This is a genomic window from Streptomyces sp. NBC_01508, from assembly GCF_045040315.1.
Lineage (GTDB): Bacteria > Actinomycetota > Actinomycetes > Streptomycetales > Streptomycetaceae > Streptomyces.
Genome location: NZ_CP109419.1, coordinates 355,410 through 370,759 on the forward strand (window position 1 = coordinate 355,410; position 15,350 = coordinate 370,759).

Sequence of the window (15,350 nt, forward strand, 5' to 3'; positions counted from 1 at the left end):
AGGCCGCCCCCTACCCCGGCGTACGCCCGGTACTTCCGACCCCGGCCGGAACGCCGGGAGCCGGCTCCCGCAGCCGGCTGAGGAGTTGGTCGCCGATCCGGGCGACCTCCGGCCTGTAGGGGGTGTCGGAGAGGACGAAGTGGGTGATGCCGAGTTCGCCGTACTTCCGCAGGGCGGCGGCCACATCGTCCGGGGAGCCGACCAGCCAGGTGGTCCCCGCGCCCCCGCCGCCGACCCGGCCGGGGGCGGTGTAGAGGCACGAGTCCAGCACCTCGCCGCGCTCGGCGAGGTCGTGGAGCCGCTGCTGGCCGACGGCTCCACGGCGTCCGCCGTTCAACGTCGAGTCGGGACCGGCGCCCGCCAGCTTGGCCACCTTCGCCTCGGCGTCGCGCCAGGCCTGTTCGGTGGTGTCACGGACCAGGGTCGTGATGCGCAGTCCGAACTCCAGCGGCGCGTGCGTACGCCCGAGGGATTCGCTCAGCCGCTTGAGCCGGTCGATCCGCTCGGCCACGCCGTCGAGCGGTTCTCCCCAGAAGAGCTGGACGTCGGCCTCGGTGGCCGAGACCGCCTCGGCCGCCGCGGAGGCGCCGCCGAAGTAGAGCCGCGGGGTCCGGCCGTTCTCCGCGCCGTACGGTCGCGGGCTGACCGTCGAGCCCTCGACGCCGAAGAACTCGCCGCGGAAGGTGACGTTCTCCTCGGTCCACAGCCGGCGCACGAGCTGGAGGAATTCCCGGGTGCGGTCGTAGCGGCGGGCCGGGTCGCTCTCTCCGTCGCCGTACGCCCCCGCGTTGTCGAGGCCGCTGACGATGTTGACCAGCAGGCGGCCCGCGCTGAGCTGGTCGAGCGTGGCGGCGGCACTGGCGAAGTGGGCGGGCTGCCAGTAGCCGGGCCGTATCGCGACCAGCGGCCGGAAGGTGGTGGTGCGGGCGGCCAGGGCGGTGGCCACGGTGAAGGTGTCCGGCCGGCCCCACCCCGTACCGATGAGGGCACCTCCCCAGCCGTGTGCCTCGGCGGCCAGGGCGAGTTCGGTGGAGAAGCCGAGCGTGCCCCACCCGTCGGTCGTGTCGTCCCCGCGGTGGCCGGGCTCGACGGTGTTGGGGATGTACCAGAGGAATTCTTGGCTCATGTCAGGACTCCTATTCGCTGCCGAGCGGGCGCGCGGCCTCGCTCAATGGGTTGTCGTACGGCGGTCCGGGCGGCCCGAATGGCCGGAGCCGTCCGGGCGGCCCGGCGTCGGCCACGGCGCGGGGGACACAGGCCGGTGCCGTGGATGCCGTACTCGTCGATCAACGCCAACTCCTCGTCACTCAGCGGCGGGAATTCGGTCGCGCGGACGGTGTGGTCGAACTGCCAGGTCGAAGGTCGAGGCCGCTGTTACCGGCGCGGCGGTACGGCAATTTCTCGTATCGGTCGTCGGCTGCTCGACAGCCCATGGACGGCGGTGCCTTTCTGGCGTGGTGAATCGAGGACTGCCGCGTTCGCACGGATGGTGACCTGCGGCGAACAGCAGGCGTCAACACAGGTCGAACAGAGTGAATTGAGAAGAGAGGGAGGAAGATCGGGAGAAAGAAAGACAACGGGAAGAAGCGCCACCGTCGTGATGATCGGTCGCCTGCGAACGGCGGGACCGGATGAATCCGCGCGGACGCGAAGAAAGGCGACCGCGACTACGACAGCGACAGTGCTTCAGGCGGCGTTCAAAGACACAGGGCGCTGGCCGACCGCAGAAGGTCGACGTGAATGCGCGAAACCAGCCTGACACTTGGATGCACGGTGCAAAGGTAGGCGACGCGAAGGCGCCTGGCAATGCGCGAAGTCCTGGAATCGCCCCTCCCCGGCAACCGCGGTCGGGGGGTTTGTTGCGGTGTTGTTGCCGTGGGCGGTGAGGGCGCGTGACGAAAGTCGGTACGCTCCCCCTTGACTTCGGGGCTTCGGCACGGGCTGAACTGCCGTAAACAGGGGATGACTCACCATGAACAACACACCTTCCGCCAACCTTTTTCAACCACTTGGGGAGGGTGACCCGGCCGTTGTGGGCGGTTATCGCCTGGTGGCCGTGCTCGGCACGGGTGGCATGGGCAAGGTGTATCTCACGTACACGCCGGGCGGCCGGCCCATCGCGCTCAAGGTGATCCGGCCCGAGTTCAGCGAGGACCCCGAGTTCCGGCGGCGGTTCAAGCAGGAGGTGCACGCCGCGCAGCGGGTGCAGGGCCTGTACACCGCGCCGGTCATCGACTCCGACACCGACGGTTCGCAGCCCTGGCTCGCCACGGCCTACGTGCCTGGTCCCTCCCTCTCGCACGCCGTCGCCCAGCACGGTGGACTGCCGCTGCGCAGTGTGCTGCTGCTGGCGGTCGGGGTCGCCGAGGCGCTTCATGTGATCCACGGTGCGGGCATCGTGCACCGTGATCTGAAGCCCGCCAACGTGCTGCTGGCCTCCGACGGCCCCCGCGTGATCGACTTCGGAATCGCCCGTGCGGCCGACGCCACGTCGCTGACCGGGACCGGAGTCAGTGTGGGTACGCCGGCGTTCATGGCGCCCGAGCAGGCGTCGGCCGGTACGGTCACCGCCGCCACCGACATCTTCGCCCTCGGCCAGATCGCGGCCTTCGCGGCGATGGGCGCACCCGCCTACGGTGAGGGCTCCTCGCACGCGGTGCTCTACCGGATCGTGCACGAGGACCCCGACCTGAGCCGCGTACCGGCGGAGCTCCTGCCCCTGGTGACCCGCTGCCTGACCCGCGACCCGGCCGGGCGGCCGACCCTGACCGAGATCATCGAGCTGTGCCACGAGATCTCGCCCGCCGCACCGCGCCAGGGCGAGGACTGGCTGCCGCAGGCGGTCGCCGGATCGATCACCGAGCGGCTGCGACTGCCCGAACCGGCGAAGACCCCGCCGCCGCTGCCCGCCGCCGCGCCGACGCCGACGCAGTTCTCCCCGCAGCATCAGGCGCCGGACGCGGTGAACCCGTACGCGCCGACCGGCTTCGCCGCGCCCACCGCGCCGACGCGGTCCGTGCCGGGAGTACCGGGCGCGGTGCCGCCCCCCGGCTATCCGACGCACCCCACGCCCGCGCCGGGCTACCAGCACACGGCGCCGCCCGTCATCCACGCTCCCTATGTGCCACCGCGGCAGCCGAAGCCGAAGCGGACCGGACTGATCGTCGCCGGGGCGATCGTGGGCACGCTCGTCGTCCTGGGGGTCATCGGCTCCCTGCTGCCGGACGACTCCGGCAAGGACAGCGGGGCCAAGTCGTCGGGCGGTAGCAGCGGTTCGGGCGGCGGCGAGCCCTCGGGGGCGGACCAGAAGCGGGCGGACCCGAAGCCGGTCTCGTACAAGGGCATCGACGTGACGACCGGCTACGAACTCCTGCTCGCCGGCAGCCCGCCGCGCCCGACCGAGGCCCAGGACGTGCTCTACGGCAACGGAGATTTCTATTACTACATCAGCACCGGAGTGTTCGAGGGCAGCACGGTCGGCAGTACCAACGGGAAGCTCATCCTGCTGAACAACTCGCAGAAGGGCTCCCTGGAAACCTGCCGCGCGGAGACCCGCTTCACCGAGCAGATCACCCTCGATCAGCTCACCAACGGGTCCGAGATGTGTGTGATCAGCGACGCGGGCCATATCGCGGTGGCGACCTACCGAGGCAAGTCGGGCGCGAGCGACCCGGGCCAGTACGTCACCATCGACCTGAGGATCTGGCGCAACGCCGAGGAACCCAAGGACAACTAGTACTGCAACCGTGTTTGCTGTGACGATGGTTTAGTCACGGGCTGTGGCCTCGTCGTTTGTAGTGGCTGACGCGTGCTCGGTGCTGTGCTCGTCGCCGCCAGTGGGACCAGTGCAGGACCTGGGCGAGTGAGGGCAGGAGGCGTGCGGTGAGGTGGGCGGTCAGGCGGCGGATTTCGGGCAGGCTCAGTGGGACAAGGTACTGGTCAGCGGATCGTGAGCCCCCTTTTTCAGCTCCTGCGCACGGACCGTTGCCAGGTAGGCGTGGGCCGCCATGGCCAGCGTGATGTGCCGATACCAGGCGTGGTACTTGCGGACCTGGTAGTGGTCCAGGCCGCACTCGTTCTTCGCGGTCTGGAAGCATTCCTCGATCGTCCACCGGCGGCCGGCCACCACCAGCAGTGTGTTCAAGGTGGTGCCCTCGGGTGCGAAGCACACGTAGTAGGCGATCCCGGTGGGATCGGTGACGCTGCGACGGGCCAGAACCCAGTGCTCGACGCCCTCCTCACGCCAGGGCCGGATCGGTGCCCGGGCCCAGTCGTAGACCCGCTCGCCGTGGGCGCCCGACCCGCACGAGCGGCGTTTCCATGCCTGTCGGGGCAGGCCCGCCACCAGTTCCTCCACGACATGGTCCATGCGGGAGGCGGTTACGACAGTGTCGGTCCGACGGGTGGCCAGCACGTGGAACACCCCACGCTGTTCCAGCCAGTAGCGCAACCCCTTGACCTGCCCATATGCCTCGTCGGCCGTCAGCCACGCGAACGGCACCCGGGCTGCGAGGGTCCGTTCGATCATGGCCTTGGCGTGCTCGATCTTCGTGGCGAAGGTGACCTCGTCGGGGATCGCCGCGGTGCGGCAGCGGTCCCGGTCCTCGGTCCAGGACGCGGGCAGGTACAGCTCCCGGTCGATCAGCGTGTGGCCGACCTCGGTGGCGTAGGCCAGGAACGTGCCGACCTGGCTGTTCTCGATCCGGCCCGCCGTGCCCGTGTACTGGCGCTGGACACCGGCCGAGCGGACCCCCTTCTTCAAGAACCCGGTGTCGTCCACGACCAGGATCGCCTGCCGGTCACCGAGATGTTCCATCACGAACTCCCGCACATCGTCGCGGACTTCGTCGGCATCCCAGTCACACGTATTGAGCAGCCTCTGCAAACGGTCCGGCCGGTCATGCCCCGCGCGCTCAGCGACCGTCCACGCGTTCTTCCGCTCCAGCGACGACACCAACCCGCGCATGTAAGCCAGCGCCGACTCGCGGGGCTCCGAACGCTGAAAACGGTGCACAAACCGCTCGTGCACCTCTTCCAGCCCCACCGCCCACCGCCGCACGTCACCGATTTCGAGGTCCCCACCCATGACAAGCACAACGACCACGACGTCACGTCGTCACTGCAAACGCGGTTGCAGTACTAGGGTCTGTTGACCGGGGCGGCCCGTGGGCCGGACGGGTGAGCGGGTCGGCAGGACCGGCTCGGCGTGGTGCGGGGTGGACCCCGGCGCCGTATTGGTGGCCTCCTCAGAGAGCGGAGGGGGTGACGGGGGTGTCGCCGACCGAACCGGTGCGTCCGGGGCGCGCCCAGTGGGCCGCGCTGATCCTGTTCGCGGGCGCTTCGGGCGCGGTGGACGTGCTGGCGTTCATCGCGCTGGGACGGGTCTTCGCCGGGGTGATGACGGGCAATCTCGTGCTGCTGGGCCTGTCGCTGACGGGGACCGGCGACGAGGGCGGACCGGCCGCACCGCTGCTGGCGTTGGCGGGTTACGTGGCGGGAGTCGCGGCCGTGGCGCCGTTCAGCCGGCGGCGGCCGTGGGAACCGCGGACGCGCTGGCCCCGTGCGGTGCTGCGCCGGCTCGCCGCCGAGGTCGTACTCCTGGCCGCCGTCGCCGTCGGCTGGGGCGTGGCCGGCGGAGCGCCCGCGCAGCCGTGGCGCGATGTCGTGCTGGTCACGGTCGCGGCGGCCATGGGAATGCAGTCCGCCGCGCTGGTCGGTGCGGGCGCGGCCGGCGGGCCCGGGACGTACTTCACCGGCCTCCTCACCCAACTGGTGGCGCGCGCCGCCGGTCCCCGGGGCGTCGGCCGCGCGGACCTGGGCTCCCTGGCCCGGCTCGTCGCACTCGCCGCGGGCGCGGCCGTCGCGGCGCTCGTGTACGCGGCCTCGGCGCCCTGGGCGATGACCGTACCGCTGCTCTGGGCGTCGGCGGCCCTGGCGTGCGTGGCCGTTCCCCCGCGCCGGAGGAGGCGGACGGCGCTGCTTCCGGAACACGGCCTAGAGTCGCGTCCATGACCAGGACCACACCGCCGCGTCCGCTCGATGTCGAGGCGCTCTTCCCTGAGTTGGCCGCCCATCGCGGTACGACCACCCGGCTGCACCCGCGGCCGGGCAGCCCCGGCGCGTCGGACAGTTCCGTGGGCGGGCCGCTGCTGTGGCCGGTGGACGAGGCGTGGCCGGTGTGCGGCGAGGCCCATGGGCGCGGGCGGGGCCGGCGCCTCGCGGACATTCACCGGGAACGGCGGGTCCTGGCCGACGCGTGGGACAGCGGGGCGGTCGCGGGGACGGATGAGGACCGGCGGCTCCTGGACGAACTGCGGCGCGAGTACCGGGTGCCGGGGGCGCGTGAGACGGATCCGCTCCCGATGATCGGTGTCGCCCAGTTGTACCGCAGGGACGTCCCCGACCTGTTGGCCGGGCCGGGCGACCACGATCTGCTCCAGGTGTTCTGGTGTCCCTTCGACGCGCACGGCACGGACCGGTACGGCATGTCGCTGGATCTGCGCTGGCGCCGGTCGTGGGAGGTCGCCGAGGTGCTGGCGGCGCCGCCGCGGCCGGAGGTCGTCGGCTACGCGGGATACGTCGCGGAGCCCTGCGTCCTGTCTCCCGAACAGGTGGTGACGTATCCGTTCGCCGGTCTCCTGCCCGAGGAGCTGGGCGCCCGGATCGACGCCTGGGAAGAGGAACTTGAGGAGGCGTTCGAGGACTCCGAGGAGGCGCGCGGAGATTCGTCGGACGGGGCGGCGGCGGGGCCGCCGATGTACCAGTACGACCTCTCCATCCCGCCCGGCTGGCGCGCCGGCGGTTTCGCGTCCTGGCACCTGACCGACGCCTACGTCATGAAGTGCTCGACCTGCGCGACGCCGATGGAGCTGCTGCTGACCATCGACAGTTCGGAGTGGGACGGGGGCAGCGGCAGTTGGAAGCCCCTGGAGGAACGGGACCTGCCCGCCCACCGGTTCGCCACACCCACCGAGGTCACGGTGGGCCGCTGGGGCGAGCTGAACATCTTCGCCTGCGCCGCCGACCCCGGGCATCCGCACCGCTGGTCCATCCAGTGAGCCCGCGACCGTTCACGCCGTAACCGCCCCTGTGCTGACGGACCGGGCCCGGCGGGCTCAGGCCGGGACCGTGGACTTCTCGGGCGCGGGGCGCCCACGTGGGTCTTGTCCGTACCACCCGTGATGGTGCGTACGGCCGGGATGACCGCCGCGATCGCGGCCGCGACCACCGCGATGCCGCAGCCGATGAGCAGGCCGGTACGGAAGCCGCTCTCGGACGTGAGGGACCGGCCGGCCGCGCCGATCGTCGGCTGGGAGAGGGCCAGGCCGATCACGGCGGCGCCGAGCGAGGTGCCGAGCGAGCGCATGAGCGTGTGGAAACTGTTCGCGGCGGCGGTCTCCGAGAGCGGGACGGAACTCATGATGAGCGCCGGCATGATTCCCCATGCGGATCCCATCAGCGCGAGTGGGAGCCCGTAGCCCGCCGCGATGACCGGGACTCCGCCGAGGGGGGTGACTTTCGGGCCGTGGGCGTTGGTGAGTCTGCCGCCGAGCGGGGAGACGATCATCATCATCACGCCGCCGGGTGCCATCCACAGACCGGACGCCAGAATGACGGTGGGATGGCCCGCATATTCCGCGTCACGGAAGAGGGCACACGGGAACCGGACGAGGAGAGGGCAGGCATCGTCCGGTCCCTGGACCGGGTCATGTCCGACTGGCCGGAAGAGGACATCGCCGCGTTCGCCGCGTTCGCCGCGTATCTCAAGCGCCTCAACACCGACATCGAACGGCTCGGCGGAAGGCCGTGGCCGCGTCACCAGCGCGGCATGGCGCGGTGGCCGGAAGGGTTCACCGGGTCAGTCCGGTGGGCCGGTTCGTCCTCCATCGGTTCGTCCTCAACCGCCGGACGGGCTGAATCGGGTCGCGCCGGTCGTCATCCGGACGGAGTATCCGGGGCCGGGGCGCGAGCAACGGCTCCGGCGCCCGGACACGGCCCTGCTCCAGCCCTGTGCGGAACTCCCCCGGCTCGTTGAGGCGCGCGCCGAGGGGCATGGTTGCCAGTGTGGCGCCGAGCGAGCCGTCACACCGAGACCGCCGCGAAGGAGACCGTCCCATGGCCACCTGGACGCAGGACGAACTGAGCCGGATCGAGAACGCCGACGAACTGGAGATCGCGCCTCTCGACAGCCACGACACGCCGCGCGAGCCCACAACCGTCTGGGTGGTCCGTGACGGCGACGACCTGCATGTGCGCGCCTTCCACGGTCGCGCGGGCACCTGGTTCCGCGCCGCCACCGCGCAGCACGCCGGGCATATCCGCTCCGGCGGCGTGGACAAGGACGTCACCTTCGTGGAGGAGGACGACCCGGCCCTCAACGACCGGCTCGACGACGCGTACCGCAGCAAGTACGGCCGCTACAGCGACACTTACGTCACCCCCATCGTGGCCGAAGTCGCCCGCGCCGCGACGCTCAGGCTCGTCCCGCGCTGACCACGCGGCACCGCGGCCCGCGGCACCCCACTCCCAGCCCCACCCCCATCACAAGGACCCCCATGAACACCATCGCCACCGTCGGAGCAGGCGCAGGTCTGGGCGGCGCGGTGGCGCGTCGTTTCGGCCGCGATCACCCCCGGCACTACGCCGAACCCATGGACGCCCGACCCTGCCGTTGCACGCGCTTGGGCTGCCGGTCGGGCCGCCTGTAGTGGCGCGGCGTCACGAACCGGCGAGGTCAGGTGATCTCCAGGGTGCCGGTCGCCCGGGTGAAGTCGCCCGCCCGGAGAGCCGGTGTGGGAATCGTGAAGTGCAGCAGCCCTCCCTCGGAATACCCCAGTTCGTCCTCCGGGTGGTCGAGCTGCACCAGGTGGACGTAACGGAGAGCCGTGCCCCTGAGGGAGGAGCGGCTGGCTGAGCCCCAGCGTCGGCCAGCCGAACGCCCGATCCTCGGACGAGTGCTCCCAGTTGCCGGAGATCCGCGAGTAGGCCGCGTGGTCGTCGATGTGGTCGTCCAAGCGATCCGGCATGGTCACGACACGCTCAGCGTGCAGCGGTGTGCGCGGCGCGGCGAACGCCGGGGCCTATACCTCGACGGCGCGCGGGGGAAGGGCGGCGATGACACGCCCTGCCCGGGGGTCATGCCACTGCTCGCCGTCGAAGAAGAGATTCATGGCATCCTCGTCGGCCGGGTCCGGTTGCAGATAGAAGAAGTTGAGCAGCCCGGCCCGGTGGGGCAGGACGTCGCCGAGCCACGGCGCGAGCACCTCCGTGTCCAGGACGGCGAACAGACTCAGCGGTATCCCATCGCACTGCGGCCGCGGCGTCCCAGGATCGAGCAGCGCCGGGCCACCCCGGCGGGACAGGCCCGCTGCCGGCTTTACCGGCCTCGCGGGCGTCAGCCGAAAACCGGGCAGGGCCATGGCGGCCAGCTTCTCCCCCTCGGCCTCCCCCAACTCCGCTACGCACAACTCCCGCACTCCGCGTGATCCTTCATCGAAATCCACACCCGAGTTACAGCACCTGACACTGACACCGCAGGTCTGGCCCCGTGCACTCGACGCGTACGGATCACCGGTCAGCCGCCCCTGTCCGGGGCCGCTGGGCGCTGGGGCTGATCAGCCCCGTCTCGTAGGCGACGATTACGGCCTGGGCCCGATCGCGGAGGGCGAGTTTGCCCAAAATGCGCGAGACATGGGTCTTGACGGTCGCCTCGGACAGCTGGAGGCGGGCGGCGAGTTCGGCGTTGCTCAGGCCCCCGGCCAGCAGGCGCAGGACTTCGAGTTCGCGTGGGGTCAGCGCCGCCAGGTCGCGGTGGAGGGTGACCGTCTCGGCGTCGCGGCGGGCGAAGCGCTCGACCAGGCGGCGGGTGATCGTCGGTGCCAGCAGTGCGTCACCGGTGCGGACCGTGTGGACGGCGGCCACCAGGTGTTCGGGGGTGACGTCCTTGAGCAGGAAGCCGCTGGCGCCGGCGGAGAGCGCCGCGTAGACGTAGTGGTCGAGGTCGAACGTGGTCAGCATGACCACGCGCGGGCACGGGGTCGATCCCTCCGTGAGGATGCGCCGGGTGGCCTCCAGGCCGTCCATCTCCGGCATCCGGATGTCCATCAGGACCACGTCGGGGCGGGTACGCCGTACCGCGTCGACGGCTTCGAAGCCGTTGACCACCTCGGCGACCACGTCGATGCCGTCGGCCTTGAGGATCATCCTGAAGCCGGTGCGGACCAGCGCCTGGTCGTCGGCGACCACCACGCGCGTCGGCTCGTTCACGTTGTCTCCACGGGTATCAGTGCCTGGACGCGGTATCCGCCGAGGGGACGGGGTCCCGCGTGGAGGGTTCCACCGTAGACGGCGAGGCGTTCATGAAGGCCGATCAGGCCGCGGCCGTTGCCCGTCGTCGCGGTGGCCCCGGTGGCCCCGGAGTGGCCCGGCGTCCCGCCGGTGTCGGTGACCTCGACCCGGAGGTGGTCCGCCCCGTACTCGACCGCCACCGCCGCCGTCGCGCCGGCCGCGTGCTTCACCATGTTGGTCAACGCCTCCTGTACGACCCGGTACGCGGTCAGTTCGACACCGGCCGGCAGCGGACGCGCCGGGCCTGCGACGGTGACCTCGACCGGCACCCCGGTGTCCCGCACCCGTCCGACCAGGGTCTCCAACTGATCCAGGCCCGGCTGCGGCGCCAGCTCGCCCGCGCCGCCCGCGCCGTCCGGCCCGGCCGACCCCTCCGTGTCCATCGTCAACAGCCCCATGACATGCCGCAGTTCACTCATCGCCGCCCGGCCGCCCGCCTCGACCGTGAGCAGCGCCTCGCGGGCCTCGTCGGGAGACGCTGCCATGACCTTGCGGGCGGCACCGGCCTGGATGACCATCACGCTGACGTTGTGCGTCACCACGTCGTGCAACTCGCGGGCGATTCTGCCCCGTTCGTGCTCGACCGCCCTGCGCAGCGCGTCAGCCTGCTCGCGTTCCAGCGCGGAGAGCCGGACGCGGCCCTCGTCGGCCCGGAGTTTCCACGTACGGAGCCCGATGGCCGCCACCACGATCGGTGCCGAGATCAGCAGCGGAACGTACTGGTCGGGGACGGTGGGCGCCACCCCGTCCCGCACCCTGCTGACCAGGAGCACCGCCGCCGGCAGGCTCACGAGGGTCGGCAACCGGTGCCGGCTGTAGGCGGCGGCCGTGTAGGCGGCGATGACGCACGAGTAGAAGGTGAGCCGCGCGGCGTACGGCGGTGTCACCACCGTCGCGCCGATCACGATCCACAGCACGGTGAGCGGGAACTGGCGCCGCAGTGCCAGGGGCACCGAGACGATGAACGCCAGGCTCATCAGGAGGACCCAGTCGTCCACCCCTGACGGCTGTTCGAGTGGGGGGATGTCCGTGAACTGGTGGGCCATTCCCGTCAGGTTGTCCATGACGTAATGGGTCATGGCGACGCCGACGACGAGCGCCAGCCCCGCGTCGAAGAGCCGGCTGCGCCACGTGAGGCGCGGCACCGGGCCGGTCGGCCAGGCCGGCGACCCGATCAGCCGCCCGAAGCCGTCCCGGAGGCGGTCCACCACGGGTGCGTTCATCACCGGCTCATTCTCCCGCGCGACCGGTAGTGACGGCGTCAGCCCCAATGACCGGGTCGGACCATCCCGTTACCTCCGTGGACTACCTCTCAGGGATGACACCCCTCGGCATCGTCCCGGCGCGGTACGGGAGTTACCTCCAGCGGCCGTCGTGCCCCGGCCGGGGCCGCTCCTAGCGTCGGTCGCGCCAGATATGACGACCGAGGAGACGCGCCATGACCACACCGGTGATCGAGCTACGCGATGTGAGCCGCAGGTACGACGAGGGGCCACCGGCGCTGGTCGACGCGTCGCTGACGGTGCGGGCCGGCGACGCCGTCGCGGTCCTCGGGCCGTCCGGCAGCGGCAAGTCCACGCTGCTCAACCTGATCGCGGGTCTGGACCGGCCCGACACCGGGACGGTGACCGTCGACGGGGTGCGCGTCGACCTGCTGGGTGAGGCGGGTTCGGCGCGCTACCGCCGGGCGAAGATCGGCATGGTCTTCCAGTTCTTCAACCTGCTGGACGATCTGAGCGTCGCCGACAACGTCGTCCTTCCGGCTCGGCTGGCGGGCACGGGGCGCCGTGCGGCGCGGCGTCGCGCGGCCGAGTTGCTGGACTCGCTCGGCATCGGCCGGCACGCCGACGCCTTTCCCGGCCGGCTCTCCGGTGGGGAGCGGCAACGCGTCGCGGTGGCACGGGCGTTGATGAACCGCCCGCCGCTGCTGCTGGCCGACGAACCGACCGGTGCGCTGGACTCGGCCTCCGGCGACGACGTCAGCCGGCTGCTCAGGGAACTCAACGCCGACGGTCAGACCGTCGTCGTGGTCACCCACGATCTCGCCCTGGCACGGTCGTGCACCACCCGGACGATCCAGCTGGCCGACGGCCGGATCACCGCCGACCTCGCGTCGGCAACCGTGGCGGAGCCGGCCCGATGAGCGCCCTGGGCCGAGTGGTGCGCTCGGGTGTGGGCCGCCGCCGGGTGCAGACGCTCGTGATCGGGCTGGCCACGCTGATGGCGGTGACGGCGTCCGTCCTGGGCGGTTCCCTGCTCATGGCGTCGAGCGCGCCCTTCGACGACGCGTTCGCCGGACAGCACGGCGCGCATCTCACCGCGCAGTTCGACGCGGACAGGGCCACGGCCGCGCGGCTGTCGGCATCGGGGCGTACGGCGGGCGTCGACGCGGCGTCCGGTCCCTTCCCCACCGCGTCGATCACCCCGCAGATCGAGGGCATGCGGCTGCCGCCGATGACGGTCGCCGGCCGGAAGGACGCCGACGGCCCGGTCGACAACGTCACGCTGGTATCGGGCAGTTGGGCCACCGGGCCGGGCGAGATCGTGCTGGCCGACGACGGTCCCCTCGGTATGGAGTTCGACTTCCCCGATCTGCCCGGCAGTCCGTCGCTGAAGGTCGTCGGTACGGCCCGGTCGGCCAGCCGTACGGCGGACGCCTGGGTGGCACCGTCCCAGGTCGCCGCGTTGACGCCGTCCGGCACGGTCGGCGCGTACCAGATGCTCTACCGGTTCGACCGTGCCGCGACCACCGCCCAGGTCCGTGCGGGGCGCGCCGCGGTGACCGCGTCGGTGCCCGAGGGCGCGCTCGCCGGCGCGCAGTCGTGGCTCACCACCAAGAAGATCGCGGCCCGCGACACGGCGCTGTTCGTCCCGTTCCTGATCGCGTTCGGCGTACTTGGTCTGGTCATGTCGGTGCTCATCGTGGGCAATGTGGTCGCCGGCACGGTGGGCACGGGACTGCGGCGGATCGGCATCCTCAAGGCGGTCGGCTTCACACCGTCCCAGGTCGTACGCGCCCACCTGGCGCAGGCGCTGGTCCCGGCGGCGGTCGGCAGCGGGCTGGGCCTCGTGGCGGGCCACCTGCTCGCCGTCCCCGTGCTGTCCGAGACCGAGGCCGCCTACGGTACGACCGGGCTGTCCGTCACCCCGTGGATCGACATGGCCGTGAGCGCCGGGGTGCTGGGTGTGGTCGTCGTGACCGCGTGGGCGAGCGCGTGGCGGGCCGGACGGCTGCGTACCGTCGACGCGCTCGCCGTCGGACGCGTCCCACCGGCGGGCCGGGGCCGGTGGGCGGCCCGGCGGGCCGCCCGGCTCCCGTTGCCACGGGCGATCAGCCTGGGGCTGGCCCGGCCGTTCGCCCGTCCGGCGCGGGCGGCGGCGGTGGTCGCGGCGGTCCTGTTCGGCGCCACGGCGGTCACCTTCGCGGTCGGTCTGGGCTCGTCGCTCAACGAGGTGATGAGCGCCAGGAACCACAACGCGGCCGACGTCACGATCGGCGTGTCCGGCATGCGGCCAGGACCCGGCGGTCCGGCGGGCGGGCGGCCGGACGCGCCGGATCCGGCGGCGGTCACGGCGGCGATCGAGGCGCAGCCGGGCACCGCGAAGTACTACGGGACCGCCAAGACGGACGCGACCGTCGCCGGGGCCAACGGCTCCACCACCGTCACCGCGTTCAGCGGCGACGCCTCGTGGGGCGGCTACCGGATGGTCTCGGGGCGCTGGATCGAGGGGGCGGGCGAGGCGGTGGTTCCGACGCAGTTCCTGGCGTCCACCGGAGCGAAGGCCGGGGACGAGATCACTCTCGACGCCGAGGGCTCGACGGTCGCCGTCCGGATCGTCGGGGAGGTCCTGGACCCCCGGTTCGACGGCATGCAGGTGTTCACCAGCACGGCGACGCTCAAGAAGGCGGTCCCGGACCTGGCGCTGACCGGCCACCACATCGCGGTGACGTCAGGCACGGACGTGGCCGGCTACATCGACGCGCTGAACGACCGGCTGGAGCCGTTGGGCGTCACCGCGCAGAGCAGGGAGGCCAACGACGGCGGTGACCAGGTCGTCGTCATCAACACGCTGACCGCGATCCTGACACTGCTGCTCGTGACCGTCGCCGGGCTCGGTGTACTCAACGGTGTCGTGCTCGACACCCACGAACGTGTGCGTGATCTCGGCATCCACAAGGCACTCGGCATGACGCCCCGGCAGATCGTGGGGATGGTTCTCACCTCGGTCGTGCTGTCCGGGCTGGTCGGCGGCGCCCTGGGGGTACCGGCCGGAATGGCCCTGCACGCCGAGGTGTTGCCGGCCATGGGGCACAGTGCCGGCCTCGCACTGCCCGAATCCGTGGTCGCCGTCTACGACGCGCCCGCGTTGCTCGCGCTCGGACTCGGCGGCGTGCTCATCGCGATCGTGGGCGCGCTCCTGCCGGCCGGCTGGGCGGCCAGGACGCGTACGGTGACCGCGCTGCGTACGGAGTAGGGGTAGGGGCGGGGCGTTCGCGGGGGGCGTGTCCTGACCGCACGCGCCGGACGGGCTTCATCGGCCCGTCCGGCGCGTACGGGGTTACAGGCCGCTCAACCGTTCGAACGGGAACGGCGGTTGGGCCAGTGGACGCACGGCCAGCCGGGTCAGCGGCAGGACGTTGTCGTCGCCCGCCGTGCGGTTGGCGTGAATCACTGAGCAGTGCGTGCAGCGGTGGACGAGAATCCACTCACCGTCGCCACGCACGGAGATGGCGAGCGGTTCCATCCGGGCACCGCAGTCCGCCTGCCGGTCGCCGGGGGTGTCGTCGAGATGACGGCTCCACAGGCAGTTCGGACAGTGGTTGCGGTGATCGGTACCGGGCGCGCTCATGGGGACATCGAGCCCGCACTGGAGACACCGGAAGGACTCGGCGCGCGCTTCGGTGCGCGCACGCCGTGAGGTGTTGCGAGATCCGGATCTCTTGACGCGGGACATGTTGTCGCGGGACATCGTGTGTACGACTCCTCGGGTGACGCGGGAAA

The 15,350-nt window shown here is 71.5% G+C and carries 14 protein-coding genes and 2 pseudogenes; 7 read left to right on the top strand and 9 right to left on the bottom strand.

What is annotated here, in order from left to right:
• Positions 1–10: 10 nt before the first annotated feature.
• Together OG700_RS01595 and OG700_RS01600 are read right to left on the bottom strand one after the other, a co-directional pair.
• Positions 11–1,126 carry an LLM class flavin-dependent oxidoreductase gene (locus OG700_RS01595; protein ID WP_405607687.1) on the bottom strand — a complete coding sequence of 372 codons (1,116 nt, stop codon included), beginning with the start codon at positions 1,124–1,126 and terminating at the stop codon, positions 11–13.
• 571 nt (positions 1,127–1,697) lie between these two features.
• Positions 1,698–1,772 carry a putative leader peptide gene (locus tag OG700_RS01600; protein WP_405621374.1) on the bottom strand — a complete coding sequence of 25 codons (75 nt, stop codon included), beginning with the start codon at positions 1,770–1,772 and terminating at the stop codon, positions 1,698–1,700.
• A 200-nt stretch (positions 1,773–1,972) separates the two neighbouring features.
• Here OG700_RS01600 and OG700_RS01605 point away from each other — a divergent pair, with 200 nt between their 5' ends.
• Positions 1,973–3,736, top strand: coding sequence for a serine/threonine protein kinase (locus OG700_RS01605; protein WP_405607690.1), 1,764 nt, complete (start codon positions 1,973–1,975; stop codon positions 3,734–3,736).
• Between the two features lie 183 nt (positions 3,737–3,919).
• Here OG700_RS01605 and OG700_RS01610 read toward each other — a convergent pair whose 3' ends face one another.
• Positions 3,920–5,086, bottom strand: a complete 1,167-nt coding sequence (locus OG700_RS01610; protein ID WP_405621376.1) for an IS701 family transposase — start codon at positions 5,084–5,086, stop codon at positions 3,920–3,922.
• A 185-nt stretch (positions 5,087–5,271) separates the two neighbouring features.
• Here OG700_RS01610 and OG700_RS01615 point away from each other — a divergent pair, with 185 nt between their 5' ends.
• Positions 5,272–6,012, top strand: coding sequence for a YoaK family protein (locus OG700_RS01615; RefSeq protein WP_405607693.1), 741 nt, complete (start codon positions 5,272–5,274; stop codon positions 6,010–6,012).
• Entirely contained in the window at positions 6,009–7,058 is a 1,050-nt protein-coding gene (locus tag OG700_RS01620; RefSeq protein WP_405607696.1) for a hypothetical protein, read from the top strand. Before OG700_RS01615 ends, OG700_RS01620 begins: the two co-directional genes overlap by 4 nt.
• A gap of 128 nt (positions 7,059–7,186) precedes the next feature.
• Here the strand turns inward: OG700_RS01620 and OG700_RS01625 are convergent.
• Positions 7,187–7,678, bottom strand: a pseudogene (locus tag OG700_RS01625) (MFS transporter); the annotation flags it as partial.
• Between OG700_RS01625 and OG700_RS01630 the strand changes: the two are divergent.
• Both OG700_RS01630 and OG700_RS01635 read left to right on the top strand, forming a co-directional pair.
• Positions 7,613–7,816: pseudogene (locus OG700_RS01630) on the top strand (MarR family transcriptional regulator); the annotation flags it as partial. The pseudogenes OG700_RS01625 and OG700_RS01630 overlap by 66 nt on opposite strands.
• A gap of 299 nt (positions 7,817–8,115) precedes the next feature.
• Positions 8,116–8,493 (top strand): DUF2255 family protein, encoded by a 378-nt coding sequence (locus OG700_RS01635; RefSeq protein WP_405607699.1) that lies wholly within the window; start codon positions 8,116–8,118, stop codon positions 8,491–8,493.
• A gap of 241 nt (positions 8,494–8,734) precedes the next feature.
• On the opposite strand, the gene OG700_RS01640 is transcribed toward OG700_RS01635, so the two are convergent.
• The 4 genes from OG700_RS01640 to OG700_RS01655 all read right to left on the bottom strand — a co-directional run bounded on the left by OG700_RS01640 (position 8,735) and on the right by OG700_RS01655 (position 11,570).
• Positions 8,735–8,863 carry a hypothetical protein gene (locus tag OG700_RS01640; protein WP_405607702.1) on the bottom strand — a complete coding sequence of 43 codons (129 nt, stop codon included), beginning with the start codon at positions 8,861–8,863 and terminating at the stop codon, positions 8,735–8,737.
• A 217-nt stretch (positions 8,864–9,080) separates the two neighbouring features.
• On the bottom strand, positions 9,081–9,476 hold the full coding sequence (locus tag OG700_RS01645) for a DUF1963 domain-containing protein (RefSeq protein ID WP_405607705.1): 396 nt from the start codon (positions 9,474–9,476) through the stop codon (positions 9,081–9,083).
• A gap of 91 nt (positions 9,477–9,567) precedes the next feature.
• Positions 9,568–10,266 (bottom strand): response regulator, encoded by a 699-nt coding sequence (locus tag OG700_RS01650; RefSeq protein WP_405607708.1) that lies wholly within the window; start codon positions 10,264–10,266, stop codon positions 9,568–9,570.
• A complete protein-coding gene (locus OG700_RS01655) occupies positions 10,263–11,570 on the bottom strand; it encodes a sensor histidine kinase (protein ID WP_405607711.1) in 1,308 nt (435 codons plus the stop codon). The genes OG700_RS01650 and OG700_RS01655 overlap by 4 nt, the downstream gene beginning before the upstream one ends.
• 215 nt (positions 11,571–11,785) lie before the next feature.
• On the opposite strand from OG700_RS01655, the gene OG700_RS01660 reads away from it, so the two are divergent.
• Both OG700_RS01660 and OG700_RS01665 read left to right on the top strand, forming a co-directional pair.
• Positions 11,786–12,490, top strand: coding sequence for an ABC transporter ATP-binding protein (locus OG700_RS01660; RefSeq protein ID WP_405607714.1), 705 nt, complete (start codon positions 11,786–11,788; stop codon positions 12,488–12,490).
• Entirely contained in the window at positions 12,487–14,823 is a 2,337-nt protein-coding gene (locus OG700_RS01665) for an ABC transporter permease (protein WP_405607717.1), read from the top strand. The genes OG700_RS01660 and OG700_RS01665 overlap by 4 nt, the downstream gene beginning before the upstream one ends.
• A gap of 84 nt (positions 14,824–14,907) precedes the next feature.
• Here OG700_RS01665 and OG700_RS01670 read toward each other — a convergent pair whose 3' ends face one another.
• On the bottom strand, positions 14,908–15,318 hold the full coding sequence (locus OG700_RS01670) for an RNHCP domain-containing protein (RefSeq protein ID WP_405607720.1): 411 nt from the start codon (positions 15,316–15,318) through the stop codon (positions 14,908–14,910).
• Between the last annotated feature and the right edge of the window lie 32 nt (positions 15,319–15,350).

Excerpts from the sequence above, each read along its gene's own strand:
- OG700_RS01595 (WP_405607687.1), bottom strand. The coding sequence starts at position 1,126 with ATGAGCCAAGAATTCCTCTGGTACATCCCCAACACCGTCGAGCCCGGC.
- OG700_RS01605 (WP_405607690.1), top strand. The coding sequence starts at position 1,973 with ATGAACAACACACCTTCCGCCAACCTTTTTCAACCACTTGGGGAGGGT.
- OG700_RS01610 (WP_405621376.1), bottom strand. The coding sequence starts at position 5,086 with ATGGGTGGGGACCTCGAAATCGGTGACGTGCGGCGGTGGGCGGTGGGG.
- OG700_RS01620 (WP_405607696.1), top strand. The coding sequence starts at position 6,009 with ATGACCAGGACCACACCGCCGCGTCCGCTCGATGTCGAGGCGCTCTTC.
- OG700_RS01635 (WP_405607699.1), top strand. The coding sequence starts at position 8,116 with ATGGCCACCTGGACGCAGGACGAACTGAGCCGGATCGAGAACGCCGAC.
- OG700_RS01655 (WP_405607711.1), bottom strand. The coding sequence starts at position 11,570 with ATGAACGCACCCGTGGTGGACCGCCTCCGGGACGGCTTCGGGCGGCTG.
- OG700_RS01660 (WP_405607714.1), top strand. The coding sequence starts at position 11,786 with ATGACCACACCGGTGATCGAGCTACGCGATGTGAGCCGCAGGTACGAC.
- OG700_RS01665 (WP_405607717.1), top strand. The coding sequence starts at position 12,487 with ATGAGCGCCCTGGGCCGAGTGGTGCGCTCGGGTGTGGGCCGCCGCCGG.
- OG700_RS01670 (WP_405607720.1), bottom strand. The coding sequence starts at position 15,318 with ATGTCCCGCGACAACATGTCCCGCGTCAAGAGATCCGGATCTCGCAAC.